Here is a 17,954-nt window from a genome sequence, read left to right as displayed (position 1 = left end):
CTGTGGAGGTCGCGCTGCGCTCAGACCGGCAGCTTCTTCTCGTAGTCGATCGCGGTCGAGGAGATCAGCAGGCCCACGCCGGCGGCGGCAAAGAACATCAGCGCCAGGAAGTACGAGCCGGTGAACTGCACGATCATGCCGACGATGATGGGCACGGTGATGCCGCCGATATTGCCGCCCAGGTTCATGATGCCGCCCAGCACGCCCACCTTGTTGCGGGTGCCGAGGATGGACGGGATGCACCAGTACAGGCCGCACCAGCGCAGGAAGAACAGCGTGGAGGAGAGCAGGGCAACCACTACCACCGGATCCTTCACGTACGCCACCGAGAAGATCGACACGGTAGCTACCACGGCGGCGATGCCGAACAGGGTGCGCATCACCAGGTTGGGCGCGCCGCCGGCGGCCTTCCACTTGTCGGCGATCCAGCCGCCGATGAGTTCACCGATAAAGCCGGAGAAGAAGATGATGAAGCTGGCGCCGCCCATCTGCTTGATGTCGAAGCCATGCACCTTGTTCAGGTAGTTGGGCATCCACGTCAGCAGGCCGTAGAAAACGCTGTTGAAGCACATCCAGCCGGTCGCCATGCACCACACGGAGCGGTACTTGAGGAAGTCGAGCGAGCGGCCCGACAGGTTGGCCGGCTCGGCGCGGTGCTCGCTGGCTTGCGCGGCTTCGATATAGCTCGCTTCCAGCTCATTGACGCCACGGTGCTCGCGCGGCGAGTTGCGCACGTAGTACCACGCCAGCATGCCGGCCAGCACGGTGCCCACGCCAGCGACCACGAAGGCCAGGCGCCAGGAACCCAGCGCGGTGATCAGCCAGGTGATGATGATGGCGCCGAGCGCCGCGCCCAGCGGCGCGCCGCCGTCCAGCAGGGTGGCGCCGCGGCCGCGTTCGTTCTGCGTCATCCAGATCGCGTTGAGCTTGCCGCCGGCCGGGTAGATCGGCGCCTCGGCCGCGCCCAGCCCGAGCCGGGTCAGCAATAGCGCGCCGGCACTGGTGCACACGGCCGCCAGGGCCTGGAACGCGCCCCAGAAAACGGTGGCGGTGGCGATCACGATGCGCGGCTTGTACTTGTCCGCCAGCATGCCGCCGGGAATCTGCATGACCGCATAGGTCCAGAAGAATGAGCTGAGGATCAGCCCCTGCATGGTGGGGCTGAGATCGAACTCCTTGGCGATCAGCGGCATCGCGACCGAGAGCGAGGCCCGGTCGATGTAGTTGATGGCGATGAGGAACAACATCATCAGGAAAATCTTCCAGCGCACGGAGCTCTTCGTCTCCGTTAGCGCTGCAGCCCGGCTTGTCGTTTGCATGACGCTTGTCTCCTTTGGGGGAATGTTAGGCGGTTTGTGTTGTGTGTCGCGCAACTGGGACGGAGTATAGGATACGTAATCTGTAATTACAACTCTCGTAAGTCATTGATTTTATTGTTATGCGAACGCACAATTTTGGGATGTGTTAGCCTTCTTGTGGTGCATGTTCCCCATCTCGGTGATGTCTGTGACTCAAACGCTTCCTAAATCCACCCGCCTGCGCACCCTCGGCATGTCGGCCGAAATCGCCGCGCGGCTGCGCACCATGATCGAGGAGGGCGAGCTGCCCCCCGGCGCGCGCATCGACGAGCGCGCCTTCTGCGAGATGTTCGACGTCTCCAAGACACCGCTGCGCGAGGCGCTCAAGGTGCTGGTGTCCGAAGGCCTGGTGCTGCATCGGCAGTACATCGGCTACCGCGTGGCCCCGCTCGATCTGGATGAGTTGCGCTCCACCTTCGAGACGCTGCACGGGCTGGAGGCCACCGCCGGCGAACTCGCGGCGGCGCGCCTGTCCGAGGTGGCCATGGCGCGGCTGGAGCGCAAGCACCAGGCCATGCTGGAGGCTCACGCCGCCGGGCGGCGCACCGAGTACTTCCGCACCAACCAGGAAATCCACCAGTTGATCATCGACGGCGCGGCCAACCCCGTGCTGGCCGGCATCTACGCCATGCTGATGAGCAAGGTCCACCGCGCGCGCGGCGCCGCCAATGCGGATATGCTGCGCTGGCAGGAGTCGCACGAGGAGCACGAGGCCATCATGGCCGCGCTGCGCGAACCGGGCCGGCCGCGGCTGGCGCAGGTGCTGCGCCAGCATTCCGAGAACACTGCAAAAGAAGTCCTGACCGTGGTCGCGCGGACCCTTTCCGAGCCCGCCGGCCACATCGCCACCGAAGCCAAGGGGAAACGATGAAACTAGTACGTGTGGGTAAGCCGGGCGCGGAACGCCCGGGTCTGATCGATGCCGAAGGCCGCGTGCGCGACCTGTCCGGCGTGGTGGACGGCCTCGGGCCGCAGGCGTTGTCGGCCGAAGCGCTGGCGCGCCTGGCCAAGCTGGACCCGGCCACGCTGCCGGTGGTGCAGGCCGAGCGCTTCGGCGTGCCCTGGACCGGCATCGGCAAGATCGTGGCGATCGGCCTGAACTACGCCGACCACGCCGCCGAGGCGGGCATGGCGTTGCCGGCCGAGCCCATCGTCTTCCTGAAAGCCAACAGCTCGCTCAACGGGCCCAACGACTCGGTGATGCTGCCGCGCGGCTCCGAGAAGACCGACTGGGAAGTGGAGCTTGGCGTGGTGATCGGCAAAGTGGCACGCAACGTCTCGCTCGCCGATGCGCTTTCGCACGTGGCCGGCTACTGCGTGGTCAACGACGTCTCCGAGCGCGAATTCCAGATCGAGCGCGGCGGCACCTGGGACAAGGGCAAGGGTTGCGACACCTTCTGCCCGGTCGGCCCCTGGCTGGTCACGCGCGACGAAGTGCCCGACCCGCAGGCGCTGGGCCTGTGGCTGGATGTCAACGGCCAGCGCGTGCAGAAGGGCAGCACCGCCACCATGGTGTTCGACGTGGCTACGCTGGTGAGCTACGTCAGCCGCTTCATGACGCTGCACCCCGGCGACCTGATCTGCACCGGCACGCCGCCGGGCGTGGGCATGGGCTTCAAGCCGCCGCGCTTCCTCAAGGCGGGCGACACCATGCGCCTGGGCATCGACGGCCTGGGCGAGCAGGGCCAGACGGTGGTGGCCTACGCGTAGGTGCGGGCAAAACCGCGCGCCATGACGACGGTTGAGCAAACCAGCGGCCGTGGACGAAGCCGTCGAACGGGCCAAAGCCGCGTGCCATGACGACGGCTGTCGCTCCCTCTCCCCCAACCCCTCTCCCGCACGCGGGAGAGGGGAGCACGACAACGCGGAGCCAGCGTCGTGCCTGTCGCCTGTACCGCTATCGACACCTGCCTCCACGGCCGCCAATCTCCCCATGATCCCAACGAATGCGAGAACGTTCCCCGTTCGCAACAGTTGTTACGCTGATTTCGCTACAAAGGGTTAAACCGTTTGCGCTCTGCGCCCAGCGTGAAATACTGTTTTCTATACGCCCTACGCCTCGCAAAGGGGCATCGAGAAAAAGAGTACTGCCATGTCAGAACACGCCCCCGAACTGATCGAGTCACTTCTTGCCGACTCGCACGCGACCCGACCCGCCGCCTGCGCTACCTCCACTTCCCGCGCTTCCCGATTCTGTGAACTGGCCGACACCGTCGACAGCCGCGCCGAGCTGGAAGCCATCCGCCACAGCATCCACCAGCATCCCGAGCTCGCCTTCGACGAAGTGCGCACCGCCGAACTGGTCGCCACCCAGCTCGAAGGCTGGGGCTACGCGGTGACGCGCAGCGTTGGCGGCACCGGCGTGGTTGGCACGCTGCGCCAGGGCGACGGTGCGCGCAGCATCGGCGTGCGCGCCGACATGGACGCACTCCCCATTCATGAGCGCACTGGCCTGGCGTACGCCAGCATCCACGCCGGCAAGATGCACGCCTGCGGCCACGACGGCCACACCACCGTGCTGCTCGGCGCGGCGCGCCAGCTGGCCCGCACACGCAACTTCAACGGCACCGTCAACCTGATCTTCCAGCCCGCCGAGGAAATCGGCGCTGGCGGCGGCGCCGAGCGCATGCTCGCCGACGGCCTGTTCGAGCGCTTTCCCTGCGACGCGATCTTCGGGCTGCACAACCATCCCGGCGTGGAAGCCGGCACCTTCATGTTCCGCGCCGGCCCCTTCATGGCAGCCTGCGATACCGTCGCCATCACTATCCGCGGCAAGGGCGGCCACGCGGCCCGCCCGCACCAGTCGATCGACCCGATCCTGGTTGCCGGCAGCCTGGTGATGGCGCTGCAGAGCATCGTGTCGCGCAATATTGACCCGAACGAAACCGCCGTGGTCACCATCGGCACGTTGCATGCCGGGCATGTGCCCAATGTGATCCCCGAGAGCGCCAAGCTGGAGTTGAGCGTGCGGTCGTTCAGCCCCGATGTGCGGCGCACGCTGGAGGATCGTATCCGGCGGCTGGTGACCTCGCATGTGGAGGGCTATGGCGCGACCGTGGAGATTGATTACATCCGGGGCTACCCGGTGCTGATCAACAGTGAGCGCGAGACCGAGTTCGCCCGCCAGGTGGCTGAGGAACTGGTGGGCCCTGACAAGGTGGTGGCGAATTTCCCGCTGATCGCCGGGAGCGAGGATTTTGCTTACTTCCTGCAGCAGCGGCCGGGGTGTTTTGTGCGGATGGGGAATGGGGCGGGGCAGCCTTTGCTGCATAACGCTGGGTATGATTTTAATGATGAGAATTTGACGGTTGGGGCGGCTTATTGGGCTAGGTTGGTGGAGAGGTATTTGGAGGCTTGAAGGGGGGCGCGCAAGGGCAGACCAGTTGGTTTTTGTTGTATTGGCTGGTGTTTTTTGGACGGCGTTGGCCGTTGAACCCAAGAGCCATACGACATCCCCCTGCGGGGGCTGCCGGTCACTCTTCTTTGCGTCGGCAAAGAAGACTAACGAGAAGAAAGCCAACCCTGCCGGGCGCAGAGCAATCAGGCTGTTTTTGCCTCGGTGGTTTCGTCGTACGGCCCGGCGTGTTGGCTAGCGAATCCTTCCGGCCCCAAGGATATTATTTCTGCATGACCCATGGGTTACGTCGTGCGGCCTCTGACCTCGTGCGCGGTGACCGTTCCCACATCTGCCGTTCGCGGGGCGAAGTGCTGCGCCGTTTCGAGTGTGGCTGGTTTCGTGGTTTTGTCTCAGAGGACGAGCGCGGTGAGGTGCAAGCGCGGACCTCGCGGACGGGCCACGGTGCCCACCACGAAACCAGGGGAGCCGAGAGTAAGGCACCGGTAGAGCCGGTACGGCAGGGCATCAAATGGCCGGGCGCCCACCGCCAGAGACAAAACCACGAAACCACCAAGGCAGGCAGGATCGTGGTGCTGCGCACCGCGAACGGCAGATGCCCGAACGCGCACCGAGCAAAGCGATCAGGGGCACCACCACGTGACCATAGGGTCATGCCGTAGCGATGTCCTTCAAGCCGGTATGGCAAGGCTCAGCCAACGCTCCGGGCCGTACGACGCAACCACTGCCCCACATATGCCTTATTGCTCTGCTCCCGGCAGGGCGGCATTCTTTTCGTTAGTTTTCTTTGCCGGTCAAAGAAAAGTGACCGGCAGCCCCCGCAGGGGGATGTCGTATGGCCCTTGGGTGCAAAAACCAACGCCGATGAAATAAGCAACGACCAACCCCGCAGGGCAATGTCGTACGGCACCTTGGGTGCAAAAGCCACCGCCGTATCAATCAAATCCGAAGCTTGGACAAGAGCCATGGGCGCAAAAATCACCGAAAAAACCCACTAGGCGGCACCCCAAACTGCCTCCTGAACATAGTAGAAAACGCACTAGGACTCTCATACCCCAGATCCAACGCCACATCCACCACCTTGGCCCCGGCGGCCAGCCCCTCCAACGCCGACAGCAGCCGAGCCTGCTGCCGCCACTGCCCGAACGTCATCCCGGTCTCCCGAGCAAAGCGCCGCTGAATGGTCTTGGGATCCACTCCCAGCCGCTCCCCCCATTGCGCCAAAGTCAGCGCTGTATCGGGCGCCCCGACAATCGCGTCGCAAATCTCCCGCAATCCCGCATCGGCAGGACGCGGCAAGTGCAACGGCAACGTCGGCACCAGCATGACTTCATCCAGCAACAACCGCATCAGCCGCCCGTCCCGGGACGCTTCCGCGTAGGGCGAAGGGATATCGATCGCGGCGAGGATGAGCTCGCGCAGCAGTGGCGTGATGCCCAGCACGGTGCAGCGGGTGGGCAGGTTGTCAGCGGCGTCCGGCCGGATGTAGGCGGTGCGCATGCGCACGTGCCCGACCATGCGGATCCAGTGCACCATGCCGCCAGGCATCCACATGCCGCGCGTGGGGGGCACGATCCATTGCCCTTCGGCGGTGGCGACCACCATCACGCCATGCACCGCGTGCACCAGTTGCGCATTGGGATGCTGGTGTGGCTTGGTAACGTGGCCGGGCACGTAGTCGGCGGCCATGGCGGTGACCGGCATGGCGCTGCGGTCGTACTGCAGGTAGGCGGGCGACTTGGAGTAGGTGTCGGCGCGGGGGGAGGCGGGCAGGGAGGAGGGCACTGTGGGTGCGGCGCTTTCGGCGCTTTCGGCGCTTCGCTGTGCGATCGGGCGGGGAAGGCGGGGCATGTCCTTTTCTCCAAGGTTCTGGCCCTATTCTCGCAGGACAGACGGGATCGTGCCATTTAGGATGAGCGCCAGGATTCCTCCATTGCCCTTTCAGCCCCCGTTTCCATCATGAGCAGCCGCATCGAAACCGCGCCCGGCGGCGCGAATGCCTCGCCGCAAGGCCTGGCCCAGACTTCCACTACCGCGCAGGCCACCGAGCGGACCGGTTTCCGGGTGCTGGGGGCGATCAGTTTTTCGCACTTCCTCAACGACATGATCCAGTCGCTGATCCTGGCCATCTATCCGATGCTCAAGGGCGGCTTCAACCTCAGCTTTACCCAGATCGGGCTGCTGACCCTGACGTACCAGATCACCGCCTCGCTGCTGCAGCCGGTGGTGGGCCTGTACACCGACAAGCATCCCAAGCCGCAGTCGCTGTCGATCGGCATGGGGTTCACGTTGTGCGGCTTGCTGCTGCTGTCGGTGGCGCCTACCTATGGCGTGCTGCTGGTGGCCGCCGCGCTGGTGGGCACCGGGTCGTCGATCTTCCATCCGGAGTCGTCGCGCGTGGCGCGCATGGCGTCGGGCGGGCAGCACGGGCTGGCACAGTCGATCTTCCAGGTCGGCGGCAACGCGGGCAGCGCGACCGGGCCGCTGCTGGCGGCGTGGATCGTGCATCAGCAGAGCAGCGTGGCGTGGTTCTCGCTGGCGGCGCTGCTGGCGATTGCCGTGCTGTGGCAGATCGGCGGCTGGTATGGCCGTGAACTGGCGCACACCACGCGCAAGCGCAAGGCTGTCGCCGCCGCCGCGCCGCTGCCGCGCAGCACCGTGGTGCGGGCCATGGTGGTGCTGATGGCGCTGGTGTTCTCCAAGTATTTCTACATGGCGAGCTTGAACACGTATTACACCTTCTACCTGATGGAGCGCTTTGGCCTGACGCGGCAGAGCTCGCAGCTCTACCTGTTCGTGTTCCTGTTCGCGGTGGCGGCCGGCACCATCCTGGGCGGCCCGATCGGCGACCGCATCGGCCGCAAGCGCGTGATCTGGGCGTCGATCCTGGGCGTGGCGCCGTTCACGCTGATGCTGCCGCATGCCAACCTGTTCTGGACTGGCGTGCTGTCGTTCATCATCGGCTTTATCCTGGCCTCGGCGTTCTCGGCCATCCTGGTGTTCGCCCAGGAGCTGATCCCGGGCAAGGTGGGCATGGTGTCGGGCTTGTTCTTTGGCTTTGCTTTCGGCATGGGCGGCATCGGCGCCGCGGTGCTGGGCAAGCTGGCCGATGCGCACGGCATCCAATCGGTCTACCAGCTGTGTGCTTTCCTGCCGTTGCTGGGGCTGCTGGCCATTTTCCTGCCAGACCTGGGCGGGCGAAAAAAGCTGGCCTGAGCCTGCGCGCGGCAGCCCGTGGCCATATCGAGCTGGGTGAGCTCGGTGGTGGAGCCGCCCAGCTCCGTGGTGAGCTCGCCGGCGATGCCGGAGATGCGCTCGGAGACCTGTTTGACCTGATTCGCCACGACGCTGAAGCCGCGGCCCACATCACCGGCGCGTGCTGCCTCGCTCCTGTCGTACTCCATAGGCGAGAAGCGTGCCAGCCCGGCATCAGGCCAGCACGCGCGACAGGCTGGGCGAGCCGATCAGTGGCCGGTCTTGTCCTGCGACACGTCCATGATCATGCGCGTAAGCAGGTACAGGCGCGGCGTGACCGAGTTGAGGTCGACGTATTCCGCATCGTTGGAGTGCGCGCCAAAGCCGCGCAGGCCGAAGCGCTCGATCACGGGCGCCTTGGTGGCGGCCGCGGCAAAGGCCGCATCGGTGCCGCCGCCTTCGGCGGTGTCGTACACGGCCAGCTTCTCGCCGATCTCCGCATACACGCCCTGCGCGTGCGCGGCCAGCTTGCGCGCGGCGTCGGTGACTTCCAGCGGCGGCCGGCGACGTTCGAATTTGACCTCGACCTTGGTATCGGGAATCAGCTGCTTCTTCACGCGTTCCTGCAGCGTGCGCTCCAGGTTGTCGTAGTCGGCGGTGCGCAGCACGCGCACGTCGGCCTGGGCCGTGGCGGTGGCCGGGATCACGTTGCGGTTGGTGCCGGCCGAGGAGATCGTCCAGTTCACCTTGAGCCCGGTCTCGTGGTTGGACAGGTCGCGCATCTGCAGGATCTGGTGCGATAGTTCGTACAGCGCGTTGCGGCCGTTCTCGGGCGAGCTGCCGGCGTGCGAGGCCTTGCCGTGCACGGTCAGCGAGATGGCGCCGATGCCGCTGGTGGCCAGCGACAGGCGGTCGCCGGTCACGCGCGTGGCTTCGCAGGAAAACACCGCGTCTTGCTGGCTGCCCATCTTGGTCAGCATGGCGCGCGCGCCCGGCGAGCTGATTTCCTCATCGCCGTTGATCAGCACGGTCAGTGTGCCGTAGTCCTTGAAGCCCATCTTTTGCAGGATGGCCACCGTATGCAGGATCACCGCCACGCCGTTCTTGTCGTCGGCGATGCCCAGGCCGTAGGCGCGCTCGCCGTCGATGCGAAACGGCTGCTGCGCCAGCATGCCGCGCAGGTAGACCGTATCCATATGGCCGATCAGCATGATGTTGCGCTTGCCCGTGCCCTTGAACTGCGCCATCACCATCTTGCCCACTTGCTTGGGCGTGTCTTCCATGCGGTAGACCTCGGTGGGCTCGATCAGCTGCGCGTCGCCGCCCATCGCGGCCAGGCGGTCGCGGATCAGCGTGGCGATGCGGTCCAGCCCTTCGATGTCCTTGCTGCCGGACTCGATCGAGACCAAGTCCTTGAGGGTGGCAATCAGCGCTGGCTTTTCTTGCTGGGACAGCTGGTAGGCGGGCTCCACCGGCGCCGCTTGCGCGGCAGCGGCGCAGAGCAGGGCGGCGAGCGCGGCCGCCGCTTTCAAGGACGGATGGCGGCGGTGGGCAAGCGCGCTGGCGCGCGGGCTAAGGTTCAAGCGCATGTGGGGGCTCCGTGATGCAGTAAGAAAAAACGCAGTGGGGGGAAACAGATAAAAGGCACGACGGATTGCAGGGTTCGTGCCAGGCGTGGCGCATGCGTTGCTGCGACGCGCCTCGCCTGCCGCGTCATTCGCCGGCCGCCTCGAAGCCCTGCAGCCAGCGCCGCAACAGGCTTGCCAACTGCTTGCGCTCGGCGGCCGAGAGCCGCTCCAGCAAACGATGCTCATTGGCCACGTGCACTTCCAGCGCGTGGTCGATGCGCACCCGGCCCGGCTGGGTCAGCTCGATCAGCAGCCCGCGCCGGTCATCCGGGTTGGGGCTGCGGCGCACCAGCCCGGCGCGCTCCAGATGGTCGATCCGATTGGTCATGGTGCCCGAGGTGATCATCAGCGAATCGATCAGCGCGCCCGGCGACAGCGCATAAGGCGGGCCGGAGCGGCGCAGCGTGGCCAGCACGTCGAACTCCCAGGTATTCAGGCCGGTCGGCGCCAGCGCGGACTCCACCGCGCGGTCGGTGTGGCGCGCCAGGCGCCAGACCCGGCCAATGATGCCCATTGGCGCGGCGTCCAGGTCCGGGCGCTCGCGCGCCCACTGGGCCAGGATATGGTCGACGCGATCGCCCCCGTCTTGGGGCGCCTCGTCGTTGCCGGCTTTCGGGGAGGGCGCCGTCGCGCTGCTTGCCTTGGGTTTGCCGCGGGTGGCCATGGTGGGCTGTTGTTGATCCTGGATGACGAGAATCTTGACATCAAGGCTTTCAGTTCGTAAAGTGGATTTTATATCTTGATGTCAAGAATATTGTCATGAAGAAAAATGGAGCCATGACGACATGAAACCCGACCCTCAGCCCCCCTCTCAACCCGTCTCGCCCGCGCCGCCCGCAGCGCGCCCATCCTCGCCGTCTTCCACGCCTGCCCCGCAGGTTCAGGTACGCACGGCGGATGTCCTGCTGACCGCTTCGGCGCCCCTGATCTGGGGCAGCACCTACCTGGTCACCAGCCAGTGGCTGCCGCCGGGACAGCCGCTGCTGTCCGGCGTGATCCGCGCGCTGCCGGCCGGCCTGGCGATGCTGGCGTGGGGCCGGCAACTGCCGCGCGGCGGCTGGTGGTGGAAGGCGGCGGTGCTGGGCGTGCTCAATATTGGCCTGTTCCAGGCCATGTTGTTTATCGCCGCCTACCGGCTGCCGGGCGGCGTGGCGGCCACCGTAGGCGCGATCCAGCCGTTGCTGGTGGTGGTGCTGGCGTGGCTGCTGCTGGGCGCGCGGCCGCGTCCGGCTACGTGGCTGGCCGGGCTGGGGGGCATCGGCGGCGTGGCCTTGCTGGTGCTGGGACCCGCCGCGCGGCTGGACGGCGTGGGCGTGGCGGCCGCGGCGGCCGGTGCGGTGTCGATGGCGCTGGGCACGGTGCTCGCCAAACGCTGGCGGGCACCGGTCTCGCCGCTGGTGCTCACCGCGTGGCAGCTCACCGCGGGCGCCTTGTTCCTGCTGCCGTTCGCGCTGGCCTTCGAGACGCTGCCGGCGCGGCTGACGGTGTCCAACTTGCTCGGCTACCTGTGGCTGTGCGTGGCCGGCGCCGGCGTGAGCTATGCGCTCTGGTTCCGTGGCATTGGCCGCTTGCCGACCGCGGCGGTGTCCGCGCTGGGCCTGCTCAGCCCCGTTAGCGCCACCGTGCTGGGCTTCCTGGTGCTCGGCCAGAGCCTGAGCCCGGCGCAGATGGCCGGCGCGCTGCTGGTGCTGGCCAGCGTGTGGCTCGGGCAGCGCGCGCCGAAGGCGGCACACGCCGCTGCCGGAGGCTCCGGGGCTTCAGATAAGGCGCATGCGCCGTTGGCGCCGCGGCAAGGGTGAACGCAAGGGCGAAGCAAAGGTGAACGACCAGGGTGAATGGCGCCCCGTTTTTGCGGCATCATGGCGGGCATGACGCCTGCCGTACCTTCCCCCACCTCCTCCCGGCCCGCTTGTGATCACTGTCTGGCGCTAGCGGCGGATTCCCGCCGGCGCGAGCCGCATGAGCGGCTTGTGCTCAAGCACACCGCGCCGCTGGTCAGCCAGAGCGCCGCCGGCGTGCCGTTCAGCATGCTCACGTTCACGTGCCGCGAGTGCGGCACCGTTTGGCGGCTCTATGACCGCGCCAACGAGCTCTTTGTCTCGTGGGTGCCGGACCGCGCGCTGGGCCGCGGCGCCGATCGGATAAAATAGCGCCTGTTTCCTGCCTGCGTGCTGACGGTCCAGCGCCCGGTTCCGGGCCGCCCGGCGGCGCCAGCACGGCCAGTTCCGTCGTTCCGTTGTTCCGTCTTCCAACCGTTGTCCTCGTCGTCCCCCGCCATGTCCGCTTCCCACCGAATTCCCCTGCTGGCTGCTGCCTCCGTGTTTGCCGCCGCCCTGACGAGCCCGCTCGCCAATGCCGCTGACGCTGCCAGCGCCGCTGGTGTGTATCCCGCACGCCCGATCCGGCTGATCGTGGCCTATCCCACCGGCGGCATCAGCGATACCGTGGCGCGCGCGCTCGGCGAGCGCCTGTCGGCCCAGATGGGTGCCTCGGTGGTGGTGGAAAACAAGGCGGGCGCGGGTGGCAGCATCGGCATCGACGCCGTGGCCAAGGCCGCGCCGGACGGCTACACGCTGGGCTTTGCCTCGACCAGCCCGCTCACGCTCAACCCGCACGTGGGCCGCGTCAACTACGATCCGCAGCGCGACATCGCGCCGGTCATGAGCGTGATGTATTCGCCGGTGCTGGTGATCGCCACGTCGAGCTTTGGCGGCAAGTCGTTCCAGGACCTGCTGGCGCAAGCCAAGGCCAAGCCGGGCTCGGTGCGCTGGGCCACGTCGGGACTGGGCACGGTGGGCCATGTCATGCTGGAACAGGTCAAGTCGAAGGCCAAGGCCGACCTCACCCTGATTCCCTACAAGGGCGCGGGCCAGCAGATGAACGACGCCCTCGGCGGGCAGTTCGAGGTGATGAGCACCAACGCCAGCCCCATGCTGACCCAGCACATGCAGGCCGGCCGGCTGCGCGCGCTGGCGGTGGGCGCACCCAAGCGCATCGAGTCGCTGCCCAATGTGCCGACCTTTGCCGAGCTGGGCTACCCCAAGGCCAACCTCACCTCCACCTTCGGCATCTTCGCGCCCGCGCACACGCCCGTGGCCATCATCACCAGGCTGAATGCCGAACTGAACAAGGCCCTGCAAGAGCCCGAGGTGCGCGAGCGCCTGCTCAAGGGCGGCGAAGTCCCCACCGGCGGTACGGCCGCGCAGTTCGCCAAGGCCATCCATGCGGAATACGACGACAACGCCCGCATCGTGAAGGAAGCGGGCATCAAGGCGGACTGACTGGCCGAGCAGCCGCATCACGGCTGCTCGATCAGGTCCAGCCGGCAGCCGGTGGCATACACCGCCGACAGGCGCACGCCATTGCGCGGCTCCAGCGCCAGCTTGGTGCGCACGCGCGACAGGTGGCTGTCCACCGTGCGCGACGCGGATGGCATGCTGCGGTGCCAGACCGATTCCTCGATGGTCTGGCGCAGCAGCAACTGGCCGGCATGGCGAAACAGCAAGACCGCCAGCTCGTACTCCTTGGGCGCCAGCTTGACCAGGCGGCCGTTGACGAAGGCGCGCCGCTCGGCCAGCACAAAGCGGTAGGCGCCCAGCTCAAGGTTGCCGCAGGCCTGCGCTACCGGCGCCATGCGCCGCAGCAGCGCATCGACGCGCGCGGCCAGCTCGGCGTGGCGCACCGGCGGTGGCAGGAAGGCATCCGCGCCATGGGCGAAGCACCGGGCGATATGGTCGTCGTCGTTGTGCTGGCTCAGCAGCATCACCGGCAACGCATCGCCGAGGGTACGGCGTATCCACAGCAAGACGTCGCGCGCCGGGATGCCGGGAACCTCCCAGGCCATCAGCAGCAGCGCGTAGGGCTCGTTGCGCAGCGCCTGCATCAGCGCGCCCCCTTCGCGAAAGCGCACTGCCTCATGGCCGCTGAGCCTGAGCGTCTGTTCCAGCAGGATGGCTCGCGCCGGGTTGTCCTCCAGTACTGCGACTCGCATGAACTCTCTCCTCGTGCGCGGCATTGCCAGGGCATCTTAGCGTCGCGGCCCGCGTGGCGGATCGTCAATCGAGGCTGCCGCCGCAGATTGCGAAATTTCTCATCCGACAGGCTTCTCTCGCGGCTTCTAATGACGGATAGCCCCGCATCGTCGGGTCAATCCCTGGCGCCAGCGGCGCCAATTACCGCGAGACCGGCAGGCGTCCAAGCCTTTCCGGCCAAATTGCATGGGTATGAAGATCGCATCACTGGAAGATGAACCCGCCGAGGCGGCCCTGATCCGGCAGATTCTCGGCGAGGCCGGGCATGCCTGCACCACCTTCACGCGCAGCCGCGACCTGCTGCGGCAACTGCGCGAGGAGAACTTCGACCTGCTGCTGCTCGACTGGCAGATGCCGGATCTTTCCGGCAAGGAGGTGCTGACCTGGGTGCGCGCCAACCTGGACCGGCGCGTGCCCGTGATGTTCCTGACCTGCCGCGTGGCGGAAGAAGACATCGTCGATGGCTTCGCCACGGGCGCCGACGACTACATGCTCAAGCCGGTGCGTCGCGGCGAGCTGCTGGCGCGCACCCGTTCGCTGCTGCGCCGTGCCTATCCGGACCCGGGCAGCGGCGGCGCGCAGGTGGCGCTGGCCGACTACGTCATCGACTGTGCCGCGCGCACGGTGGCGCATCGCGCCCAGCCGCTCAGGCTGACGCCCAAGGAGTTCGACCTGGCCGTGCTGCTGTTTCGCAACGAAGGGCGCATCGTGTCGCGCGACCATATCGTGGCGGCGGTCTGGGGGCGCGAGATCTCGCCACTGTCGCGCACCATCGATACGCATATGTCGCGTGTGCGCAGCAAGCTCGCCCTGCACCCGGAACACGGGCTGCGGCTGCTGCCCGTCTACACGCATGGCTACCGTCTCGAACTCACCCGCGCGGCGCCATGACGGCGTGGCTGCGTTGTGAAATCCTGCGCTGGGTGGCGGGCTTGCGTGCTGTCGCGCGTTGCCTGGAGCGTCTCGCCCACAGGATGGGGGCGGGCATGGAGGAGGGCGGGCAAGACAGGCCCGCGGGCATGCCCGCCCTCCGCGCGATGCTGCCTGCCGGCGGCGCCGTCGATGCGCCGTCCTGCGACAGCGCGGCGCTGGCATCCTGGCAAACCGCTATGCGGGCGTTGTCGCACGATCTGCGCTCGCCGCAGAGCGCCATCCTGGCGCTGGCGCAATTGCACCAGGACGCGCCGTCCGCATGCGCGCACGCGGCATTCGTGGCGCAGACAGCGGGCTATGCGCAGGCGTCGCTGCGGCTCACCGACGACATCGCGCGGTTGTTGCGCGAGCTTGCCCACGGCTACCGCATGGAGATACTGGAGCTGACGGCGCTGCTGCGCGAGTCTGCCGACACGCTCTGCCTGCATGCCGGGCCCACGCCCGAACTCGAGCTGGCTGGCCGCAAGGCCTGGATACGGGGCGATGCCGCCATGCTGTCCGAAGCCCTGCGCGTGCTGATGGCGCTGGCCATGATGTCCGCGGCTGGGAGCACGCCGCCACGGGTGCGCCAGCGGCTCGACGGCCGCCTCTGCCGGATTTCCATCGTCTTCGTGCCTGATGCCGACGGCGATGCACAGGCGTGGCGGGCCGCGCGTGCCGGGGCACCGGCGATGCAGTTTTGCCGCCGCGTGCTGTTGCGCCATGGCGGAGCGCTCGATGCGGATCGTAGCGCGGATACCGACGCCAACGCCGGCACTGAAGCCGATGGCAGTGTCACCTGGCATCTGCACTTGCCCATGCTGCCCTGAAAAACAAAAAAGCACCCGAAGGTGCTTTCTTGCAGTCAGACGTTACCCCGCGCGAGCGCGGGGCATGCCGACAAGGACAATCAGAAAATGTGGCGAATACCGACTGCCGCACCGGTCTGGTTGTTCTTGCCCGGCAGTTCGGTCGTCACGCCGCCAGTCACCTTGTTGTAGTCCACGGTGCCGTAGACCTGGGTGCGCTTGGACAGCGAGTACTCGGCCAGCAGCACACCGGTGTAGCGATTGCCAGCGTTGTTGGACAGGCCATTCTTGTTCTTGATGTGGTCGCCGTAGAACACGCCGGTCAGCGCCAGGGCCGGGGTTGCCTGATAGGTCAGGCCCAGGTAGCCGAGGGCATCCTTGCGGGGGTTGTTCACAGCGTTGCCACCGACCGGAACCGGATTGCCGGCAACGTTCATGAAGTTGGTGTCGATCTGGCCGGTCTTGTCCTTGCCGCCGACATAACCCACGAATACCTTCGCCGGGCCGATGGAGTACTTACCAGCCGCGCCCCACATTTGCTGCTTATTGCCGAAGGTGTCGCGGATTTCCTGGTACACGCCACCGAAGGCGAACGGACCAGCCGTATAGGCTGCACGGGCGCCGAAGTACGGCTTGCCGGTGGAGCTGGCCTTGGTCAGGCTGCCCGGCTGCTCGCCGAAGCCATAGCTGGCACCCACGTCCAGGCCGTTGAACTTGCCGCCGTAGCTCACGACGTTGTTGGCGCGGAACTGGGTCAGGAAGAACGGCCAGGCATTGGCTTGGTAGTTACCGATGGTCAGCGGATCAAAGTCGCCGAAGAAGTTAAACCCTTCGGTGTACTGACGGCCGAGCTTGACGGTGCCGAAATCGCCTGCCAGACCCACATAAGCCTGACGATTGAACAGCACGCCCGACGAATTCATCGAGCCGTTGTCGAGGCTGTAGCCGCTTTCCAGCTGGAAGATCGCCTTCAGGTTGTTGCCGAGGGCTTCGCTGCCTTTCAGGCCCCAACGGCTTTGCGTCACAGCGCCGTCGGTCATCTGGAACTGGCTGTTGTTGGCCTGGTTGGAATTGCTCGTGTAGCGAATGCTCACGTCTGCAATGCCGTACAGGGTCACGGACGTTTGTGCGTAGGCGCTGCCGGCCAGCAGCGTACCAAGTGCGAGGGTCAGGGCTGATTTCTTCATGTGGCTCCTTTTCTATTCTGTAGTGTCAGCGGTCGGATCGCGACGGCTGACGAGTTTACGTTTCGTGTAAACGCCCGCGAAAATTTAACAAAACAGAAAAGATTTAGACACTAATGCACGCCGTTGACAGTCTCTAAGCTGGCAATTGGTGCAAAAACGTTGCGACGCCGCGACAAATCTACACAATGGTGCATCGCGAGATGAAGCCAGCGTTACTCGTGTACCCCACGGCGTGGGGATGGCGCCGGCAGCGCGAGCGCGCTCCGGTTACCAAGGCAGGCCAGGCGGGCGTTTCACGGTGAAGCGCCGCCGCTAGACGAGCGGGCCACGGAGTGCCGGCCCGGCTCAGGGTTATCCCTGTGGGATCTCGATCTTGACCTCAAGCACCTCGAGATTGTCCTGGCGTTCCAGGCTCACGCGCAGATCCTGGTCGCTGATCTTTACGTATTTGGAAATCACCGCGACCAGCTCGCGCTGCAAGGCGGGAAGGTAATCGGCCGGCGCGGAATGGCCGGTGCGTTCATGGGCGAGGATGATCTGCAGCCGCTCCTTGGCAACCGAGGCGGACTTCTTCTTCTCGCCGAGCAGGAAGGACAGAATCGACATGATGGTAGACCCCCCTTACTTGTTGCCGAAGATGCGCGAAAGCAGCCCCGGCTTCTGGTAGTCGGTGAAACGCATCGGCTTGTCCTTGCCGAGGAAGCGGTCCACCAGGTCGCCATAGGCGTCGGCCACGTCGGAGCCTTCCAGGTGGATGGCCGGTGTGCCCTGGTTGGACGCGTGCAGCACGGCTTCCGATTCCGGCACCACGCCGATCAGCTTGATGCGCAGGATTTCCTGGATGTCGGTGAGCGACAGCATTTCGCCGCCGTGCACGCGCTTCGGGTTGTAGCGCGTGATCAGCAGGTGTTCCTTGATCGGGTCGCCGCCTTCGGCAGCGCGCTTGGTCTTGGACGACAGAATGCCCAGGATGCGGTCCGAGTCGCGCACCGAGGACACCTCGGGGTTGGTCACGACCAGGGCCTCGTCGGCGAAGTACATGGCCAGCAGGGCGCCGGACTCGATGCCCGCGGGCGAGTCGCAGACGATGTACTCGAAGCCCATGTCGACCAGGCCATTGATGACCTTCTCCACGCCCTCCTTGGTGAGCGCGTCTTTATCGCGCGTCTGCGAGGCCGGCAGGATGAACAGGTTTTCGCACTTCTTGTCCTTGATCAGTGCCTGGTTCAGGTTGGCTTCGCCCTGTACCACGTTGACCAGGTCGTACACCACGCGGCGCTCGCAACCCATGATCAGGTCGAGGTTGCGCAGGCCGACGTCGAAGTCGATCACGGCAGTCTTGTGGCCACGCAGGGCCAGGCCGGCGGAAAAGCTGGCGCTGGTGGTGGTCTTGCCTACGCCTCCCTTGCCGGAGGTCACAACGATGATTTTTGCCATGGCTCTTGGATCCAGTAATGGTTGAAGCTTGCGCTGCTGTGG

The 17,954-nt window shown here is 66.0% G+C and carries 17 protein-coding genes; 9 read left to right on the top strand and 8 right to left on the bottom strand.

All coding sequences use genetic code 11. The features are described 5' to 3' along the window. Positions 1–20 precede the first annotated feature (20 nt). Positions 21–1,319, bottom strand: a complete 1,299-nt coding sequence (locus AC1DQR_RS27985; RefSeq protein ID WP_183035833.1) for an MFS transporter — start codon at positions 1,317–1,319, stop codon at positions 21–23. A gap of 181 nt (positions 1,320–1,500) precedes the next feature. Between AC1DQR_RS27985 and AC1DQR_RS27980 the strand changes: the two genes are divergently transcribed. The 3 genes from AC1DQR_RS27980 to AC1DQR_RS27970 all read left to right on the top strand — a co-directional run bounded on the left by AC1DQR_RS27980 (position 1,501) and on the right by AC1DQR_RS27970 (position 4,716). Further along, positions 1,501–2,229: a GntR family transcriptional regulator gene (locus AC1DQR_RS27980; RefSeq protein ID WP_082054960.1), complete on the top strand. Its 729-nt coding sequence runs from the start codon at positions 1,501–1,503 to the stop codon at positions 2,227–2,229. Further along, positions 2,226–3,068, top strand: a complete 843-nt coding sequence (locus tag AC1DQR_RS27975) for a fumarylacetoacetate hydrolase family protein (RefSeq protein WP_416050135.1) — start codon at positions 2,226–2,228, stop codon at positions 3,066–3,068. Before AC1DQR_RS27980 ends, AC1DQR_RS27975 begins: the two co-directional genes overlap by 4 nt. A 382-nt stretch (positions 3,069–3,450) precedes the next feature. Next, a complete protein-coding gene (locus AC1DQR_RS27970) occupies positions 3,451–4,716 on the top strand; it encodes a M20 aminoacylase family protein (protein ID WP_416050136.1) in 1,266 nt (421 codons plus the stop codon). Positions 4,717–5,691: 975 nt separating this feature from the next. Here AC1DQR_RS27970 and AC1DQR_RS27965 read toward each other — a convergent pair. Then, positions 5,692–6,564 carry an AraC family transcriptional regulator gene (locus AC1DQR_RS27965; protein WP_477134171.1) on the bottom strand — a complete coding sequence of 291 codons (873 nt, stop codon included), beginning with the start codon at positions 6,562–6,564 and terminating at the stop codon, positions 5,692–5,694. A gap of 108 nt (positions 6,565–6,672) precedes the next feature. Here AC1DQR_RS27965 and AC1DQR_RS27960 point away from each other — a divergent pair, with 108 nt between their 5' ends. Next, on the top strand, positions 6,673–7,929 hold the full coding sequence (locus tag AC1DQR_RS27960; protein WP_477134170.1) for an MFS transporter: 1,257 nt from the start codon (positions 6,673–6,675) through the stop codon (positions 7,927–7,929). 248 nt (positions 7,930–8,177) lie between these two features. On the opposite strand, the gene AC1DQR_RS27955 is transcribed toward AC1DQR_RS27960, so the two are convergent. Continuing rightward, positions 8,178–9,497, bottom strand: coding sequence for a M20/M25/M40 family metallo-hydrolase (locus tag AC1DQR_RS27955; protein WP_416050139.1), 1,320 nt, complete (start codon positions 9,495–9,497; stop codon positions 8,178–8,180). Between the two features lie 124 nt (positions 9,498–9,621). After that, positions 9,622–10,200, bottom strand: a complete 579-nt coding sequence (locus AC1DQR_RS27950; RefSeq protein WP_416050140.1) for a MarR family winged helix-turn-helix transcriptional regulator — start codon at positions 10,198–10,200, stop codon at positions 9,622–9,624. 121 nt (positions 10,201–10,321) lie between these two features. On the opposite strand from AC1DQR_RS27950, the gene AC1DQR_RS27945 reads away from it, so the two are divergent. From AC1DQR_RS27945 to AC1DQR_RS27935, 3 genes are all read left to right on the top strand, one after another. Further along, positions 10,322–11,335, top strand: a complete 1,014-nt coding sequence (locus AC1DQR_RS27945) for an EamA family transporter (protein ID WP_416050141.1) — start codon at positions 10,322–10,324, stop codon at positions 11,333–11,335. A gap of 60 nt (positions 11,336–11,395) precedes the next feature. After that, positions 11,396–11,686: a hypothetical protein gene (locus AC1DQR_RS27940; RefSeq protein WP_416050418.1), complete on the top strand. Its 291-nt coding sequence runs from the start codon at positions 11,396–11,398 to the stop codon at positions 11,684–11,686. Positions 11,687–11,812: 126 nt separating this feature from the next. Then, on the top strand, positions 11,813–12,817 hold the full coding sequence (locus tag AC1DQR_RS27935; protein WP_477134169.1) for a Bug family tripartite tricarboxylate transporter substrate binding protein: 1,005 nt from the start codon (positions 11,813–11,815) through the stop codon (positions 12,815–12,817). Positions 12,818–12,834: 17 nt separating this feature from the next. Here AC1DQR_RS27935 and AC1DQR_RS27930 read toward each other — a convergent pair whose 3' ends face one another. Beyond that, entirely contained in the window at positions 12,835–13,527 is a 693-nt protein-coding gene (locus tag AC1DQR_RS27930; protein WP_416050143.1) for a response regulator transcription factor, read from the bottom strand. 232 nt (positions 13,528–13,759) lie between these two features. Here AC1DQR_RS27930 and AC1DQR_RS27925 point away from each other — a divergent pair, with 232 nt between their 5' ends. After that, positions 13,760–14,458, top strand: a complete 699-nt coding sequence (locus tag AC1DQR_RS27925) for a response regulator transcription factor (protein WP_416050144.1) — start codon at positions 13,760–13,762, stop codon at positions 14,456–14,458. A gap of 128 nt (positions 14,459–14,586) precedes the next feature. Next, on the top strand, positions 14,587–15,309 hold the full coding sequence (locus tag AC1DQR_RS27920) for a histidine kinase (protein ID WP_477134168.1): 723 nt from the start codon (positions 14,587–14,589) through the stop codon (positions 15,307–15,309). Between the two features lie 80 nt (positions 15,310–15,389). Here AC1DQR_RS27920 and AC1DQR_RS27915 read toward each other — a convergent pair whose 3' ends face one another. The 3 genes from AC1DQR_RS27915 to minD all read right to left on the bottom strand — a co-directional run bounded on the left by AC1DQR_RS27915 (position 15,390) and on the right by minD (position 17,912). After that, complete coding sequence (locus AC1DQR_RS27915) at positions 15,390–16,475, bottom strand: porin (protein ID WP_416050146.1); 1,086 nt, start codon at positions 16,473–16,475, stop codon at positions 15,390–15,392. Between the two features lie 351 nt (positions 16,476–16,826). Further along, a complete protein-coding gene (gene minE, locus AC1DQR_RS27910; RefSeq protein ID WP_006164360.1) occupies positions 16,827–17,081 on the bottom strand; it encodes a cell division topological specificity factor MinE in 255 nt (84 codons plus the stop codon). A gap of 15 nt (positions 17,082–17,096) precedes the next feature. Continuing rightward, positions 17,097–17,912, bottom strand: a complete 816-nt coding sequence (gene minD / locus AC1DQR_RS27905) for a septum site-determining protein MinD (protein WP_043342744.1) — start codon at positions 17,910–17,912, stop codon at positions 17,097–17,099. Positions 17,913–17,954 lie beyond the last annotated feature (42 nt).

Source organism: Cupriavidus sp. 05L411, from assembly GCF_056398045.1.
This window is presented reverse-complemented; position numbering and strand designations above follow the sequence as displayed.